Raw genomic sequence first — 15,552 nt, 5'->3', positions numbered from 1 at the left:
AGTGAGCAAGACCCGACTGACGACGGCCGCCACGACAGCGGTCGCCGGACTCCTGCTGACCGGCTGCGGCAGCGCGTCGCCGGGCGTCGCGGTCAAGGTCGGCGACGAGGAGCTCTCGGTGCGCCACGTCGACGCGGTGGCCGCCAACTACTGCACCGCGGTCGGCGACCTGGAGTCCGAGGTGCCGATGAGCTTCGTGCGGCAGTACGTCGTGCAGCTGCTCACCCTGCGCTCGCAGGCCTCGCAGATCGCCGAGGAGTACGGCGTCGAGCCGGGGTCGGCCTACCGCAACGACCTCGCGCAGCGCGAGAGCACCGTGGCAGGCGAGCCGGCGGACGTGCGGGAGGACTACGTGGAGCTCGCCTCCGCGACCGCCTACGCCCAGGACATCGTCGACCAGGTCGGCCGGATCGAGCTCGAGGAGGCCGGGGTCGCCGACGCCACCGCCGAGCAGGCGACGCAGGCCGGCATCGACGTCTTCAACCAGTGGCCCGACGCGCACGGCGTCGAGGTCGACCCGCGCTACGGGCTCGACACCGTCGACGGCGTGCTGACCCCGGTCGACACCAACACCTCCGTGGCGGTGAGCGAGCAGGCCAGGTCGGGGATGTCCGCCGAGCCCGACCCGGCCTTCGCCGCGACCCTCCCGCTCCACCACCGCTGCGGCTGAGGCAGTCCGATGACAGCGTCGGAGGGCTCCCCGCTCGAGGCGTTCGCCGACCAGATGCGGCTGCTGCGACGCGAGTGCGCGTGGAAGCGGGAGCAGACGCACACGTCCCTGGTCCCCTTCGTGCGCGAGGAGGCGGAGGAGGTCGTGGAGGCCATCGAGTCCGGCGACCCGGCAGCGCTGTGCGACGAGCTGGGCGACCTGCTGCTCCAGGTGGTGATCCACGCGGTCATCGCCGAGGAGGCCGGTGACTTCACGCTCGACGACGTCGCGCGCGGGGTGATCGCGAAGATGGAGCGACGCAACCCGCACGTCTTCGGCGACGCGGTCGCCACGGACGCCGCGCAGGTGCTGCGGCTGTGGAACGCCGCCAAGGCGGCGGAGAAGGCCGCGTCCGAGGGGTCGTGACGAACGTCGGCTCGCTCGAGCCGGCGTGGACGCGCGGTCAGCGCGACATGTCCAGGTGGGTGTCCAGGTGGCGTGCCGCCGTCGCCCGGAGCCCGTCGGCGTCCGTCACGGCGTGGACGACCATCGCGCCGAAGGTCAGCACGGAGGGCTCGGGCGAGAACGCGTCGACGAGGGCCTCGTCGAGGCGACCGGTCGCGGCGAGCAGGGCGACCGCGTCGACGTACGCCGGACCGGTCCGGTCGAGGCGCTCGCGCAGCGACGCGACCGAGGCGGGCTCCGTCTCGACGACGTCCGCCTCGGCGCCGTGGACGAGGAGGACGACCGACTCCATCCGCTGCACCAGCTCGGCCAGCGCGCCCGTCGCCTCGTGCTGCGAGGAGGTGCCGCGCTCCGCCCCGGTCGTGACCAGCGCCCGGTCGAGCAGGTCGCCGACGAGGTCGACGTGGTGTCCGACGATGTCGACCACCAGCTGTGCCGGGCCGGACCGCTCGCGTGCCGGCAGGTGCAGCGCGCCCGGCGGGTGGAAGTGGACGTCGTTGGGCGCGTCGAGGAGGAAGGACGTCGGATCCCTGCGCCAGGCCGACGGCAGGGCCCCGAACTCGCGGCGGAAGGCTCGCGCGAAGACCTCGGCGCTGGCGCCGCAGTCCTCGGCGATCGCGTGGAGGGTCCGGTCGGTCCGGGACACGAACCACGCCGCACGCTCCATGACGACGCGGCCGTGGAACCGCGCCGGCGACTCCCCGCCGACGGCGCCGGCCAGGCGGGCGGCGGTCGCGTCGGCCGGCTCGCCGCCGCTCATCCGCTCGACCAGCGCGCGGAGGTGGTCGGCGGGGCGGGGCACACGGTCACGCTAGCCACCGGCACGGACACCCGGCGCAGACAGCCGGCACGGTCACCCGGCACGGACAGCCGGCACGGACACCCGGCGACGGACGGGCCCCACGTCGATAGGGTGGCGGCTGCCCACGACTTTCTGCACCAGGAGCCCTGCCATGTCGATCATCGCTGCTGTCGGCGCCCGTGAGATCCTCGACTCGCGCGGCAACCCCACCGTCGAGGTGGAGGTACTCCTCGAGGACGGCGCGTTCGGTCGCGCGGCGGTGCCCAGCGGCGCCTCCACCGGTGCCTTCGAGGCGGTCGAGCTGCGCGACGGCGGTGAGCGCTACCTCGGCAAGGGCGTGCAGAAGGCCGTCGCCGGCGTCGTGGACACCATCTCCGGCGCCATCGTCGGTCTCGACGCCGACGACCAGCGCCTCGTCGACCAGGTGATGTTCGACCTCGACGGCACCCCCAACAAGGCCAAGCTCGGTGCCAACGCGATCCTCGGTGTCTCGCTCGCCACCGCCAAGGCGGCTGCCGAGTCCGCGGGCCTGCCGCTGTTCCGCTACGTCGGCGGCCCCAACGCCCACCTGCTGCCCGTGCCGATGATGAACATCCTCAACGGTGGGGCGCACGCCGACTCGAACGTCGACGTGCAGGAGTTCATGATCGCCCCGATCGGTGCCGCCACGTTCGCCGAGGCCCTGCAGCAGGGCGCCGAGGTCTACCACGCGCTCAAGTCGGTGCTGAAGAAGAAGGGGCTCTCGACCGGCCTCGGCGACGAGGGCGGGTTCGCCCCGAGCCTCGAGAGCAACCGTGCCGCGCTCGACCTGATCGCCGAGGCCGTCACGGCCGCGGGCCTCGGGCTCGGCACGGACATCGCGCTCGCGATGGACGTCGCCGCCAGCGAGTTCCACGACAACGGCAGCTACACCTTCGAGGGCGCGGCGACCAGCACCGACAAGATGGTCGACTACTACGCCGACCTCGTCGCGTCGTACCCGATCGTCTCCATCGAGGACCCGCTCGACGAGGAGGACTGGGCCGGCTGGAAGGCCATCACCGACGCCCTCGGCGCCAGGACCCAGCTCGTCGGCGACGACCTCTTCGTCACCAACGTCGAGCGCCTGCAGCGCGGCATCGACGGCGGCCAGGCCAACGCGATGCTCGTCAAGGTCAACCAGATCGGCTCGCTGTCGGAGACCCTCGACGCGGTCGACCTCGCGCACCGCGCCGGGTTCCGCAACATGATGAGCCACCGCTCCGGCGAGACCGAGGACACCACCATCGCCGACCTCGCGGTCGCCACCAACTGCGGCCAGATCAAGACCGGTGCGCCGGCCCGCTCGGACCGGGTGGCGAAGTACAACCAGCTCCTGCGGATCGAGGACGAGCTCGGCGACGCGGCTCGCTACGCCGGGCGGGGCGCCTTCCCGCGTTTCACCGGCTGAAGCAGGCACACTGGACCGCATGCCTTACCAGCGCCGTACTCCTCGGGCTGGGCCCGCCGGACCGCGCGGACCACGGCAGGGCGGCGGCTCGCACCCAGGCACGCGCGGCCCGCGGCCGCGGGTGACGAGCGCGCGGCCGCCGTCGCCCCGGCCGGACCCGACGGCCGGCTCCGGGTCCGACACCGCGACGCGTCCGGCCGTGCCCCGGGCTGCCGCGCGTCGTCCGCGCTTCACCGGGCGGGCCGCGGTGCTCGTGCTGGTGCTGGCGGTGCTCACCGTGTCGTACGCCTCCTCGCTGCGCGCCTACCTGCAGCAGCGCTCGCACATCGGCGACCTCAAGTCGCAGATCGCGGAGCGCGAGGCGAGCATCGACGCGCTCGAGCGCGAGAAGAAGCGGTGGGAGGACCCGGCGTACGTCAAGGCGCAGGCGCGCGCCCGGTTCGGGTACCTGATGCCCGGTGAGTCCGGCTTCGAGGTCATCGGCGCCGACGGCAAGCCACTGGAGGCGCAGGCGTCCCTCAACGACCCCGACGAGGTGATCAAGGAGGTGCCGAAGGCGTGGTGGACAGCGGCCTGGGAGTCGATGGAGCTGGCGGGCAACCCGCCCCCGCCGGCGGAGGAGCCGGTCGACCTGGTCGACGGGACGAGGAGCGGCGCGGTGGAGGGGACCGAGCAGTGAGCGACACTCCCGCCGCGCAGGGGATCGACCCGGTCGACGAGGCCGCCATCCGGGCCCAGCTCAAGCGCCGGCCGCGCGGCATCGACTCGGTGGGCCACCGCTGCCCCTGTGGCAACCCCGACGTGGTCACGACCGAGCCCCGGCTGCCCGACGGCACGCCGTTCCCGACGACGTTCTACCTCACCTGCCCGCGGGCGGCCTCGCGCATCGGCACCCTCGAGGGCTCCGGCCTGATGAAGGAGATGCAGGCGCGGCTGGGCACCGACGAGGAGCTCGCCGACGCCTACCGCCGCGCGCACGAGCGCTACCTCGCGTTCCGTGCCGAGGTCGGGGAGCGGGCCGGGCTCGACGTCCCCGAGATCGACGGCATCTCGGCGGGCGGCATGCCCGACCGCGTCAAGTGCCTGCACGTCCTCGCCGGCCAGTCCCTCGCGATGGGCCGCGGGGTCAACCCGCTCGGCGACGAGGTCCTCGACCTGCTCGGTGCGTGGTGGGAGTCGGGACCGTGCGTGACGGTCGCCGCGGAGTGAGCGCCACAATGGCCGCATGAGCGACCAGCCCGCGTCCCGCCTCGTCGCGGCCATCGACTGCGGCACCAACTCGATCAAGATCCTGGTGGGCAGCCCGTCGGCGTCCGCAGGCGGAGGACCGCTCGACGTCGTGCTGCGCGACTCGCGCGTGGTCCGGCTCGGCCAGGGGGTCGACGAGACCGGCGTCCTGGCGGAGGAGGCGCTGGCGCGGACCTTCGCCGCGGTCGACGAGTTCGCGGAGGTCATCCGCCGGCACGCCGTGCCGCCCGAACGCGTCCGGTTCTGCGCCACCTCCGCGACCCGCGACGCCAGCAACGCCGCGGTCTTCGCCGACGGCGTGCGCCGGCGGCTCGGCGTCGAGCCCGAGGTGCTGTCGGGCGACGAGGAGGCCGCGCTGGTCTTCGCGGGCGCCATCGCCGCGCAGGACCCGATGCCGCCCGAGCCCGTGCTGGTGGTCGACATCGGCGGCGGCTCGACCGAGCTGGTGCTCGGCGCGGACGGGGAGCGACAGGCCGTCTCGATGGACATCGGCTCGGTGCGCCTGCACGAGCGTCACCTCCACGGCGACCCTCCGACCGCCGCGGAGGTCCGGGCCTGCGTCGCCGACATCGACGAGCACCTCGACCGCTGCGGCGTCGCGCTCGAGCGCACCCGCACCGTCATCGGCACCTCCGGCACCATCAAGACGATCGCGTGCGGCGTCCTCGCTCTGGACTCCTACGACCGCGAGGCCTTCGACCGGGCCGTGCTGGGCAACGACGCCACCGCGGCCTTCGTCGAGCGGCTCGTGGCGATGCCGGTGGACGAGCGCCGGGCGCTGCCCTACATGCACCCCGGCCGGGCGGACGTCATCGGCGCGGGCGCGCTGATCTGGGGCCGGATCCTCGACCGGGTGCCGGTGGGCGAGCACGTGGTCTCGGAGGCCGACATCCTGCACGGCATGGCCGCTGCCATCGCGCGGTGAGCCGGCGATGACGCTCCTGCCCCATCCCCTGACCGGCGACCTCTTCACCAGCCCGGTCACGCCGGGGACGGGCTGGCCCGACGACCCCGGCGCGGGGGACACGCCGGTCGCCCGCGACGCCGACGACGTACGCCGCCTCGCGCGGGCCGGGACGCTGCCGGAGCTCGAGGCCCGGGTCAGCGTGTGCGCCGCCTGCCCGCGGCTGGTGGCCTGGCGCGAGGACGTCGCGGTCCAGAAGCGGGCGTCGTTCGCCGACCAGCCCTACTGGGGCCGGCCGATTCCCGGCTGGGGTGACCCCGAGCCGTCGCTGCTTGTGGTCGGCCTGGCGCCGGCGGCGAACGGCGGCAACCGCACTGGGCGCATCTTCACCGGCGATCCGAGCGCCGACTGGCTGTTCGCGAGCCTGCACCGCACCGGCTGGGCCGCGCAGGCCACGAGCGAGCACGCCGGCGACGGCCAGCGGCTCGTCGGCGCGCGCATGGTCGCGACCGTGCGCTGCGCACCGCCGGACAACAAGCCGACGCCGGCCGAGCGCGACACCTGCGCGCCGTGGATCGCCGCCGAGCTCGGGCTGCTGCCGACGGTCCGCGTGGTCGTCGCGCTCGGGTCGTTCGGCTGGGACGGCGCGGTCCGCTCGCTGGTGGCGGCGGGCGCGGAGGCCCCGGCCCGCCGGCCGAAGTTCGCCCACGGCGCGGAGGTGGTGCTCGGCGGCGTCACGGTGGTCGGCTGCTACCACCCCTCGCCGCACAACACCTACACCCGGCGACTCACGCGCGAGATGACGGACGAGGTCTTCGAGCGGGCGCGCGCGCTGACAGAATGGGGCAGGTGACCCTCCACGCGATCACCGTCCTCGGCCACGACCGTCCCGGCATCATCGCCGAGACCACCGGCAAGCTGGCCGGGCTGGGCCTCAACCTCGAGGACTCCACCATGACGCTGCTGCGCGGTCACTTCGCCATGATGCTCGTCTGCGAGGGCGACGCCGCCGACTCCGAGATCGAGTCGGCGCTCGCGCCGCTCGCCGCCGACGGCAGCCTCACCGTCACGGTCCGTGAGGTGCCGAGCGAGGAGACGCCGGCCGCCGAAGGCACGTCGTGGATCCTCTCGGTCCACGGCGGCGACCGGCCGGGCATCGTCTCCGCCGTCGTCGGGGTCGTCGCCGGCGTGGGGGGCAACATCACCGACCTCACGACCCGGCTCGCCGGCGACCTCTACCTGCTGGTCGCGGAGGTCGACCTGCCCCCGGCCGCCGACGTCGCTTCCGTGGAGCGCGAGCTGGCCTCGGTGGCTGCCGAGCTCGGCGTGGGCGTCAGCCTGCGCGCCGCCGAGACCGACGAGCTCTGAGCACCCGCCCGATGACCGTGAACACCCGGGTCCTGGAGTGGACCGAGTCCGACCTCGGCGTGGCCGGGACGCTGCGCGAGGTCGTACGCGCGCCCGCGCCCGTGCTGTCGACGGTCGGCGACACCGTCGACCCGACGTCGCCGGACGTCGTGCGCCTCGCTGCGGACCTCGTCGCCACGATGCGCGTCTCGCCCGGCTGCGTCGGGCTCGCCGCACCCCAGGTCGGCGTGGGGGCGAAGGTGTTCTGCGTCGACGTCTCCGAGCACCCCAAGACCCGCGACCACCACGGGACGTTCGTGCTGTGCAACGCCGAGGTCGTCTCGGGCAGCCGCAACGAGAAGGCCCGCGAGGGCTGCATGTCGGTGCCCGACTTCACCGGTGACGTCAAGCGGCCGAGCCGGATCGTCGTACGCGGCCAGCTGCCCGGCACCGGGGAGGACGTCGAGCTCGAGGCCGAGGCGTTCGAGGCGCGGGCCCTGCAGCACGAGATCGACCACTGCGACGGCCTGCTCTTCCTCGACCGGGCGGCCGGCGCGCACGCCGTCTACGCTCGCAAGACCTACCTCTGACGCCGCTCGCGGCCGTCAGGGACCCGCCCCGGTATCCCAACCGGTAGAGGAAGCGGTCTTAAAAACCGCACAGTCTGGGTTCGAACCCCAGCCGGGGCACCGGGTCGTCCAGCGGAGGCGCCCGTCGCCGCCCGCTGGGTGATGGCCGCAGGGCTCAGGTGCCCTGGGCCTCGGGGTCCTCCTCGGGCTCGAAGGTGCTGCCCTCGCCGTCGGTGATGCCGATCTCCACGCCGACCGGGTCCTGCTCCCGCCCGGTCGCGTCCTCGCCCTCCGGTGCGGCGTCGGGGTCGTTCGAGTGGGTGCTCATCGCCTCGCCTCCTCAGGTCTCCCGGGCGCGGTACCCGCGGGGGACCTGCGGATGCGCGCAACCTGAGAAGTTGCTGTGACGGGAACAGCACCCCCTCCACGGACGTTTGAAGAGATGTCACCCCGGCTACAGTGGAGTGACACGACAGGCGCCGTCACCGCGACGGCGTCGCACCCTCCGGAAGCTCCGGAGGTGGCCTCCAAGGAGAGACCATGAGAAGCAACAATCCTGTTTTCAACCGTTCCGAGGAGTTCAACCGCGCCTCGTCGAACGCCTACGGGAACCAGACGTACGCCGCTGGCGGCGCGGCCTACCCCGGCTACGGTGACGGCTCGAGCGACCCGTCGACCTGGGGCACCGGCACGCCCGGCCAGGTGGACCAGGGGCGGATGACGGTCGACTCGGTGGTGCAGAAGACCGCCATCTCCATCGCCCTCGTGTTCGTCGCGGCGTTCGCCACGTGGTGGTGGATCGGCGACATCGTCAGGAGCGGCAACGTCCTCAACGACGAGGCCCTGGCCCGTGCGTCGATGCTCTCCATCGTCGGCGCCGGCGGCGCCTTCCTGCTGTCGCTCGTGAACTCCTTCAAGCGGGTGGTCAGCCCCGCACTGGTGATGGCATTCGCGCTCGCCGAGGGTGTGGCCCTCGGCGCGGTCAGCAAGTTCTTCGACGCGCAGTTCGGTGACGGCATCGTCACCCAGGCGGTCCTCGGCACGTTCGCGGCCTTCGCAGGCACCCTCGCGGCCTACAAGTTCTTCAACATCCAGGTCGGCAACAAGTTCCGCACCTTCGTGGTGGCCGGCATGTTCGGCATGGTGGGCCTCGGCCTGCTGTCGCTGGTGCTGAGCTTCTTCGGCATCCAGACCGGACTGTTCGGCTTCGGCACGCTGGGCCTCGTGATGTCGATCGTGGGCCTGACGCTCGGTGTCTTCATGCTGATCCTCGACTTCGACTTCGTCGAGAACGGCGTCGCCGCCGGTCTCCCGGAGCGCGAGTCGTGGCGGGCCGCCTTCGGCCTGACCGTCAGCCTGGTGTGGATCTACACCAACCTGCTGCGGATCCTGGCGATCCTGCGCAGCGAGTGACCCGCTGAACCACTGATCGTCGGCCCGCTCGAGCTCAGCTCGGGCGGGCCGGCGTCGTTTCGCGCGCCGGGGCCGGACGGCGTACGGCGTACGACGCGCGGCCGACGAGGCGCCCGCGTCGGCGTCCGGCCGGGGCCCGGGCCGCGGCGGCGCCCGAGGCGGACTTCCCGGGGCTTGTCCGAACTTCCGGGGGTCTGCATGCCCCCCGAAGTTCGCAATCCCCCGCTTAAGCGGGGGATTCGAAACAAGCACCGACCCCCTACTCCGGCACCGCGACCGGCGCCTCCTCGTGCTCGTCCGGCGACTCCGCGGCCGTGGAGGGGCGGCGCCGGCGGTGGCGCAGCTCGACCCAGCGGCCGCGCAGGCCGCGCTGGTTGCCGGCGACCTCGGTGCCGTCGACCTCGGTGCCGGGCGTGCGAGCCGCGCGCACGGCGGCGGCCGCGACCGGCAGGATGCCCTCGCGGCGTCGCGGCTCCGGCAGCGCCTCGTCCTCGGGGAGCAGGTCGAGGGCGGCCAGGCAGGACGGGACGAGCACCGCCGCCAGCTGCTTGTAGCCGTCGGCCGACGGGTGGAACCGGTCGGGGCCGAACAGCACGGCCGGCGCGGCGTCGAACTCGGGGCCGAGGACGTCGCCGAGGGAGACCGATCGGCCGCCGTTCTCCACCACGGTGATGGTCTGCGCGGCGGCCAGCCGGCGCGACCACTCACGCGCCACCTGCTTGAGCGGCGGGGGGATCGGCCGGATCGTGCCGAGGTCGGGACAGGTGCCGACCACGACCTCGACGCCCGCCTCGCGCAGCCGGCGTACGCCCTCGGCGAGGTGGCGCACCGACGCCGAGGGCAGCACGGTGTGCGTCACGTCGTTGGCGCCGATGAGGACGACGGCGAGGTCGGGGTGGGTGCCGAGGGCGGCGTCGACCTGCTGGGCCAGCGCGCTGGACTGGGCGCCGACGACCGCGAACGACCGCAGGTGCACGCGCCGGTCCGCCTGTGCCGCCATGCCGGTGGCGAGATGCGCGCCGGGGGTCTCCTCGACGCGGTCGACCCCGTAGCCGGCGGCGCTCGAGTCGCCGAGCAGCGCGATCCTGATCGCCGGCGCGGGGCGTCCGCGCCCGTACCAGCCCGTCGCGTCGGGCGGTACGGCGCTCGTCGTGCCGATCACCTTGCGGGCGATCTTCGCCTCGGCGACCAGCACCCCGTAGAGCCCGGCGCCGAGCACCGAGAGGCCGCCCCCGCCGAGGGCGGCGGCCGATGCCAGCTTGCGTGCTGCTCCTGTTGCCCCCACGGCCTCATGCTACGGATCGGTGGGTCGGTAGATTGATGGGGTGCAGTACGTGAACTCGCTCCTCGACCTCATCGGCAACACCCCGCTCGTCAGGCTGGGTCGCACCCTCGACCTCCCTGACGGGTCCGGCGAGGGCCCACTGGTCCTCGCCAAGGTGGAGTACCTCAATCCCGGCGGCTCGGTGAAGGACCGGATCGCGAGCCGGATGATCGAGGCGGCCGAGGCCTCCGGCGAGCTCCAGCCGGGTGGCACGATCGTCGAGCCGACCTCGGGCAACACCGGCGTCGGCCTGGCGATGGTGGCCCAGCAGAAGGGCTACAGGTGCGTGTTCGTCTGCCCCGACAAGGTCAGCGAGGACAAGCGCAACGTGCTCAAGGCCTACGGCGCCGAGGTCGTGGTGTGCCCCACCGCCGTGGCGCCGGAGCACCCCGACTCCTACTACAACGTGAGCGACCGCCTCGCCGCCCAGCCGGGCGCGTGGAAGCCCGACCAGTACTCCAACCCGCACAACCCGCGCTCGCACTACGAGACCACGGGTCCGGAGATCTGGGAGCAGACCGAGGGCCGGATCACCCACTTCGTCACCGGCATGGGCACCGGCGGCACCATCAGCGGCGTGGGGCGCTACCTCAAGGAGCAGAACCCCGACGTGCAGGTCATCGGCGCCGACCCGGCGGGCTCGGTCTACTCCGGCGGCACGGGACGCCCCTACCTGGTGGAGGGCGTCGGCGAGGACTTCTGGCCCGAGACCTACGACCGCACCGTCGCCGACCGGGTCATCGAGGTCACCGACGCCGACTCGTTCGCCTTCACCCGCCGCCTCGCGCGCGAGGAGGCGATGCTGGTCGGCGGCTCGGCCGGCATGGCGGCCTTCGCCGCGCGCCAGGTCGCGCACGAGCTCGCTGCCGAGGGGCGCACGGACGCCGTGGTCGTGGTGCTGCTGCCCGACTCCGGCCGCGGCTACCTCACCAAGGTCTTCAACGACGACTGGCTCGGCCAGTACGGCTTCGCCACCGGGGCGCAGGCCGACGCCCGCACCGTGGGCGAGGTGCTGCGCGGCAAGTCCGGCCAGCTGCCCGACCTCGTCCACACCCACCCCGGCGAGACCATCGCCGAGGCGGTCCACATCTTCCAGGAGTACGGCGTGAGTCAGATGCCGGTCGTGCGGGCCGAGCCCCCGATCGTGGCCGCCGAGGTCGCCGGGTCGGTGTCGGTGTCCGCCCTGCTCGACGCCCTCTACGCGGGCACCGCGCGGCTCAACGACGCGGTCGAGGACCACATGTCGCCGCCCCTGCCGACCGTCGGCTCGACGGAGCCCGCGGCCGACGCCGTGACGCTGCTGGAGAAGGCCGACGCGGTGCTGGTGCACGAGGACGGCAAGCCCATCGGCGTGCTGACCCGCCAGGACCTGCTGACCTTCGTGGCGGCGTCGTGAGGCGCGTCAGGCGCCTCGCCGGCGCGGTCGGCGTCCTCGCCTGCCTCGGCACGCTCGGCGCGTGCGGTGGCGGTGGCGGTGAGGGGGTCGACACCAGCACCGAGCCCGTCGAGGTCGAGGTCGGCGAGTCCTTCGAGTGGAACGCCTTCGTCGTCGACAAGGGCTGGGAGCTCAACGGCATCGAGCGCTCGGCGAACATGGAGCAGGTGGTCACGCCGGAGGTCAGGGGCACGATCACCAACGAGTCCGACGAGACGCGCTCCGCGATCTTCCAGATGGTGTTCTCCTCCGGCGGCGACGCCGTCGCGACGCTCAACTGCTCGGCCGCCGAGATGGTCGAGGGCCAGTCGCAGCAGCTCGTCTGCCCGGGCCTCAGCGCCACCATGCCCGCCGACTACGACGCGGTGGTGGTGCGGGAGTTCGTCCGCGACGGGGCCTCCGGCGCCGACACCGGCTCCGGCTGAGCGATGGGTGACCTCTCCGCCGAGGTCGTCGTCTTCCTGGTCCTCGCGGCGCTGGTGGCCGGGTTCGTGGACGCCGTTGTCGGCGGCGGGGGGCTGGTGCAGCTGCCCGCCCTGCTCGTCGGCCTCCCCGGCGCGTCCGTGGTGCAGATCGCGGCCACCAACAAGCTGGCGTCCTTCTGCGGCACGTCGATCAGCGCGGCGACGTACGTCCGGCGCATCCGCCCCGATCCCCGCACCTTCCTGCCGCTGATGCTCGCGGCGTTCCTCGGGTCGGCGGGCGGCGCGCTCGTGGCCTCGCTGCTCCCGCGCAGCGCGTTCGACCCGATCATCCTGGCGGTGCTGGTGCTCGTCGGCGGCTACGTCTGGTTCCGGCCGAGCGTCGGCGAGCTGACCAGCCTGCGCTTCCAGGGCGGGCAGCACCTCACCGCCGTCGTGCTCACCGGCGTGACGATCGGCTTCTACGACGGAGCGATCGGCCCCGGCACCGGCTCGTTCCTCGTCTTCGCCCTCGTCGGCGTGCTGGGCTACAACTTCCTCGAGGCCTCGGCCAAGGCCAAGCTCGCCAACTGGGCGACCAACCTGGCCGCCCTCGTGGTCTTCGTGCCGCAGGGCGCGGTGATCTGGGACCTCGCACTGGTGATGGCCGCGGCCAACGTCACGGGCGGCTACCTCGGCGCGCGGCTGGCGATGGCGCGCGGGGCTCGCTTCGTCCGGGCCTTCTTCCTGGTCGTGGTGTCCGGGTTCGTCGTGCGCCTCGGCGGGCAGCTCCTCGGCTGGTGGTGACGAGGCTCCCGCGCCGGGGCGGGAGCGCCCGGTAGCCTCCCCGTCGTGGGAGCCGTGGGATCAGTGGACGCGTTCCAGCGCCGCCATCCCGTCCTGGGATTCCCGCTGGCGGTCGTCTACAAGTACTTCGACGACCAGGGCCCCTACCTCGCCTCGGCGCTGACCTACTACGCCTTCATCGCGATCTTCCCGCTGATGCTGCTCGGCACCTCGATCCTGGGCCTGATCCTGCGGGGGGAGCCCAACTGGCAGGAGGCGATCCTCGACTCCGCGCTGGCCCAGTTCCCGATCATCGGCGACGAGCTCGGCCGGCCCGAGGGGTTGCAGGGGTCGGTCGCCGGTGTCGCGGTCGGCGGCATCGCCGCTCTCTACGGCGCCATGGGCCTCGGTCAGGCCCTGCAGAACACCCAGCACGTCGCCTGGTCGGTGCCCCGCAACAGCCGGCCGAACCCCTTCTACGCGCGCCTCAAGACGCTGATCCTGCTGGTGACCGCGGGGTTCTCGCTGCTCGCCGTGTCGATCGTGTCGACCGTGGCCAGCACGACCGACGTGTTCACCGAGGTGCTCGGCGAGTCGCTCCAGCTGTTCCTCCCTGTCCTCACGATCCTCGTGGTCGGCTCCTGCCTCACCCTGCTGTTCCGCTTCGCCGCCACGGGCCAGCACTCCTTCCGGCGCGCGGCACCGGGTGGCTACTCCCTGGCGGTCATGTGGCAGGTGCTGCAGCTCGGCGGAGCGGCCTACGTCGACAACGTGCTGGTCGACACGTCCTCGATGACCAAGACCTTCGGCCTGGTCCTGGGCCTCATCGGCTTCCTGTGGATCGGCGCGGTGATGGCCGTGCTGGCGATGGAGATCAACGTCGTCGCGGCGCGCCGGCTGTGGCCGCGCGCGCTCCTCACGCCGTTCACCGACAACGTCGAGCTCACCGACGCCGACCGCGAGGCGTACGCGCTGTACGCCCGGATGCAGCGGCACAAGGGCTTCGAGCAGGTGTCGGTGGTGTGGGAGCCGGGACCCGCCGAGCGCGAGCACGCCGCGTCGGAGCCCGACCGGCCCGCGCCCGGGACCCCCGGGTGACGACGACGTACCTCACCGTCGCGCGACCGGCGACCGCCGAGGTGGAGGACCGGGGCTCCCGCTTCCGGTGCACGCTGCGACGCGTCGAGGACGAGGACGAGGCCCGCGGGGTGGTCGCCGCGCTTCGCCGCGCGCACCCGGAGGCCCGTCACCACTGCTTCGCCGCCGTCCTGGGCCCGCGCGGCGAGCTGCAGCGCTCCTCCGACGACGGCGAGCCCGCCGGCACCGCCGGCGCGCCGATGCTCGACGTGCTGAGGGGAGCGGGCGTCAGCGACGTGGCGGCGGTCGTGACGCGCTGGTTCGGCGGCACGCTGCTGGGCGCCGGAGGGCTGGTGCGCGCCTACGGCGACGCCGTCCGCGCTGGGCTCGCCGAGGCCGGGACGCTCCGCCGCTCGCTGCTCACGGAGCTGGCCGTCGACCTCGACCACGCCGACGCCGGCCGGGTCGAGGGCGAGCTGCGCACGCGCGGCGTCACCGTGCTGGACGTGGCCTACGACGCCCGGGTGCGGATGGTGCTCGCAGCCGCCCCCGACGAGGTCCAGCGGGTGCGCGACGTGGTCGCTGCTGCCACGTCGGGCCGGTCGCGGCCGCGGGCGGTGGGGGAGCGCTGGGTGGACGGCCCGGCGGGCTAGCCGCGAGGGGTGACGTCCCCGTCGACGTACACCCACCGCCCGGCCCGCTGCTCGAAGCGGCTCACCTCGTGCATGCTGCCGCCCTCCCACGTGGCGACGAACTCGACGGTGTCCCCGTCGGCGGCCAGGATCCGCAGGCCCGTCCACACCGTGGTGGCATCGGGGCTGACGTCGTCAGGGCGGGTCCGAGGGTGCCAGGTGCGGAACAGGTGGTCGGCGTTCCCGGTGACGAACGCGGTGTAGCGCGAGCGCATGAGCTGCTCGGGCGAGCCGGCCTGCGCGGTGTTGGCCAGCAACGGTCCGCAGCATGCGTCGTACGTCGCCCCGGTGCCGCACGGGCACGGGGCGCGTAGTCGGTCCACGCGCACAGCCTAGCCGGGGCGCCACCGATTTTGCATACGGTGTAATTATGTAAGCACCAAAGGAGGTTAGCGATGACACGACAGGATGCTCGAGACGAGGACGAAGGCCGCCGCGGCGAGTCCACGCGGCGCGGTGGCCGCCCGGCGGCGCCGGGGGAGGGCCGTGGGCGCCGCGGCGGCTGGCAGGTGGCCGACCTGCCGCCCGCCGACGACGCCGGCGACTGGTTCCGCGGGAGGCTGCCCGAGGGGTGGTTCAGCGACATCGAGGTGCGCACCGACCGCGAGGAGATCACGGTGCTGGGCACCCTGGTCGACCAGACGGCCGCGGGCGCCGAGACGGAGGGGCGCATCAACAGGTTCCGCTCCGAGACCAAGGCCGAGCGCATCGAGATCGCGCTGGAGGCGCAGGCGCGCTACCAGCGGAAGGTGTCGTGGGGTGTGCGGCTCGGCGCGACCGAGGCGCTGTTCACCCACGTCGCCGCGCCGGTCATGACCCGGCTGCGCCAGCCCGAGCGGCAGGTGCTCGACACCCTCGTCGACGCCGGTGTCGCCCGGTCGCGCTCCGACGCGCTCGCATGGTCGGTCCGGCTCGTCGGCGAGCACGCCGAGGAGTGGCTCGGGCAGCTGCGCGGGGCGATGGCCGAGGTCGACAAGCTGCGCGCGGAGGGCCCGGCCCTCTGACGCCCGC

The 15,552-nt window shown here is 73.3% G+C and carries 20 protein-coding genes and 1 tRNA gene; 17 read left to right on the top strand and 4 right to left on the bottom strand.

The window, feature by feature from the left end:
* Position 1: 1 nt before the first annotated feature.
* On the top strand, positions 2–670 hold the full coding sequence (locus J3P32_RS04705; RefSeq protein ID WP_210438677.1) for a hypothetical protein: 669 nt from the start codon (positions 2–4) through the stop codon (positions 668–670).
* A 9-nt stretch (positions 671–679) separates the two neighbouring features.
* Entirely contained in the window at positions 680–1,075 is a 396-nt protein-coding gene (locus tag J3P32_RS04700; RefSeq protein WP_246849873.1) for a MazG nucleotide pyrophosphohydrolase domain-containing protein, read from the top strand.
* A 37-nt stretch (positions 1,076–1,112) separates the two neighbouring features.
* Here J3P32_RS04700 and J3P32_RS04695 read toward each other — a convergent pair whose 3' ends face one another.
* Complete coding sequence (locus J3P32_RS04695) at positions 1,113–1,916, bottom strand: helix-turn-helix domain-containing protein (protein WP_210438676.1); 804 nt, start codon at positions 1,914–1,916, stop codon at positions 1,113–1,115.
* Positions 1,917–2,067: 151 nt separating this feature from the next.
* Between J3P32_RS04695 and eno the strand changes: the two genes are divergently transcribed.
* From eno to J3P32_RS04655, 8 genes are all read left to right on the top strand, one after another.
* Positions 2,068–3,345: a phosphopyruvate hydratase gene (eno, locus tag J3P32_RS04690; RefSeq protein WP_210438675.1), complete on the top strand. Its 1,278-nt coding sequence runs from the start codon at positions 2,068–2,070 to the stop codon at positions 3,343–3,345.
* 199 nt (positions 3,346–3,544) lie between these two features.
* Entirely contained in the window at positions 3,545–4,024 is a 480-nt protein-coding gene (locus tag J3P32_RS17675) for an FtsB family cell division protein (RefSeq protein ID WP_307861585.1), read from the top strand.
* Entirely contained in the window at positions 4,021–4,554 is a 534-nt protein-coding gene (locus J3P32_RS04680) for a DUF501 domain-containing protein (protein WP_307807714.1), read from the top strand. Before J3P32_RS17675 ends, J3P32_RS04680 begins: the two co-directional genes overlap by 4 nt.
* Positions 4,555–4,570: 16 nt before the next feature.
* Positions 4,571–5,518, top strand: a complete 948-nt coding sequence (locus tag J3P32_RS04675; RefSeq protein WP_210438673.1) for a Ppx/GppA phosphatase family protein — start codon at positions 4,571–4,573, stop codon at positions 5,516–5,518.
* A 7-nt stretch (positions 5,519–5,525) separates the two neighbouring features.
* The gene (locus J3P32_RS04670) at positions 5,526–6,350 is read left to right on the top strand and encodes a uracil-DNA glycosylase (protein ID WP_210438672.1); all 825 of its coding nucleotides are present in this window, start codon (positions 5,526–5,528) and stop codon (positions 6,348–6,350) included.
* A complete protein-coding gene (locus J3P32_RS04665; RefSeq protein ID WP_210438671.1) occupies positions 6,347–6,865 on the top strand; it encodes a glycine cleavage system protein R in 519 nt (172 codons plus the stop codon). Before J3P32_RS04670 ends, J3P32_RS04665 begins: the two co-directional genes overlap by 4 nt.
* Positions 6,866–6,876: 11 nt before the next feature.
* Positions 6,877–7,434 (top strand): peptide deformylase, encoded by a 558-nt coding sequence (gene def / locus J3P32_RS04660; protein ID WP_210438670.1) that lies wholly within the window; start codon positions 6,877–6,879, stop codon positions 7,432–7,434.
* Between the two features lie 25 nt (positions 7,435–7,459).
* Positions 7,460–7,533, top strand: a tRNA-Leu gene (locus J3P32_RS04655).
* A 55-nt stretch (positions 7,534–7,588) separates the two neighbouring features.
* Here the strand turns inward: J3P32_RS04655 and J3P32_RS04650 are convergent.
* On the bottom strand, positions 7,589–7,741 hold the full coding sequence (locus J3P32_RS04650) for a hypothetical protein (RefSeq protein WP_210438669.1): 153 nt from the start codon (positions 7,739–7,741) through the stop codon (positions 7,589–7,591).
* Between the two features lie 212 nt (positions 7,742–7,953).
* On the opposite strand from J3P32_RS04650, the gene J3P32_RS04645 reads away from it, so the two are divergent.
* Positions 7,954–8,826 (top strand): Bax inhibitor-1/YccA family protein, encoded by an 873-nt coding sequence (locus tag J3P32_RS04645; RefSeq protein ID WP_210438668.1) that lies wholly within the window; start codon positions 7,954–7,956, stop codon positions 8,824–8,826.
* A 259-nt stretch (positions 8,827–9,085) separates the two neighbouring features.
* On the opposite strand, the gene J3P32_RS04640 is transcribed toward J3P32_RS04645, so the two are convergent.
* Positions 9,086–10,111 (bottom strand): SGNH/GDSL hydrolase family protein, encoded by a 1,026-nt coding sequence (locus J3P32_RS04640; RefSeq protein WP_210438667.1) that lies wholly within the window; start codon positions 10,109–10,111, stop codon positions 9,086–9,088.
* Between the two features lie 40 nt (positions 10,112–10,151).
* On the opposite strand from J3P32_RS04640, the gene J3P32_RS04635 reads away from it, so the two are divergent.
* The 5 genes from J3P32_RS04635 to J3P32_RS18380 are packed head-to-tail and all read left to right on the top strand — an operon-like array spanning position 10,152 to position 14,502.
* Positions 10,152–11,546: a cystathionine beta-synthase gene (locus J3P32_RS04635; protein ID WP_210438666.1), complete on the top strand. Its 1,395-nt coding sequence runs from the start codon at positions 10,152–10,154 to the stop codon at positions 11,544–11,546.
* Positions 11,543–12,010, top strand: a complete 468-nt coding sequence (locus J3P32_RS04630) for a hypothetical protein (RefSeq protein WP_210438665.1) — start codon at positions 11,543–11,545, stop codon at positions 12,008–12,010. The genes J3P32_RS04635 and J3P32_RS04630 overlap by 4 nt, the downstream gene beginning before the upstream one ends.
* Positions 12,011–12,013: 3 nt before the next feature.
* Positions 12,014–12,793 (top strand): TSUP family transporter, encoded by a 780-nt coding sequence (locus J3P32_RS04625; RefSeq protein ID WP_210438664.1) that lies wholly within the window; start codon positions 12,014–12,016, stop codon positions 12,791–12,793.
* 45 nt (positions 12,794–12,838) lie between these two features.
* Entirely contained in the window at positions 12,839–13,870 is a 1,032-nt protein-coding gene (locus J3P32_RS04620; protein ID WP_307861584.1) for a YihY/virulence factor BrkB family protein, read from the top strand.
* Positions 13,867–14,502: a YigZ family protein gene (locus J3P32_RS18380; RefSeq protein ID WP_210438663.1), complete on the top strand. Its 636-nt coding sequence runs from the start codon at positions 13,867–13,869 to the stop codon at positions 14,500–14,502. Before J3P32_RS04620 ends, J3P32_RS18380 begins: the two co-directional genes overlap by 4 nt.
* Here J3P32_RS18380 and J3P32_RS04610 read toward each other — a convergent pair.
* Positions 14,499–14,864: a YchJ family protein gene (locus J3P32_RS04610; protein WP_210438662.1), complete on the bottom strand. Its 366-nt coding sequence runs from the start codon at positions 14,862–14,864 to the stop codon at positions 14,499–14,501. The genes J3P32_RS18380 and J3P32_RS04610 overlap by 4 nt on opposite strands.
* Positions 14,865–14,936: 72 nt before the next feature.
* Between J3P32_RS04610 and J3P32_RS04605 the strand changes: the two genes are divergently transcribed.
* Entirely contained in the window at positions 14,937–15,545 is a 609-nt protein-coding gene (locus tag J3P32_RS04605; protein WP_282593962.1) for a hypothetical protein, read from the top strand.
* Positions 15,546–15,552 lie beyond the last annotated feature (7 nt).

It is taken from the genome of Nocardioides xinjiangensis (assembly GCF_017916385.1).
In the GTDB taxonomy this organism is placed as follows: domain Bacteria; phylum Actinomycetota; class Actinomycetes; order Propionibacteriales; family Nocardioidaceae; genus Nocardioides; species Nocardioides xinjiangensis.
The sequence above is the reverse complement of the archived record's forward strand: the minus strand, read 5'-3'. Positions and strand labels throughout refer to the sequence as shown.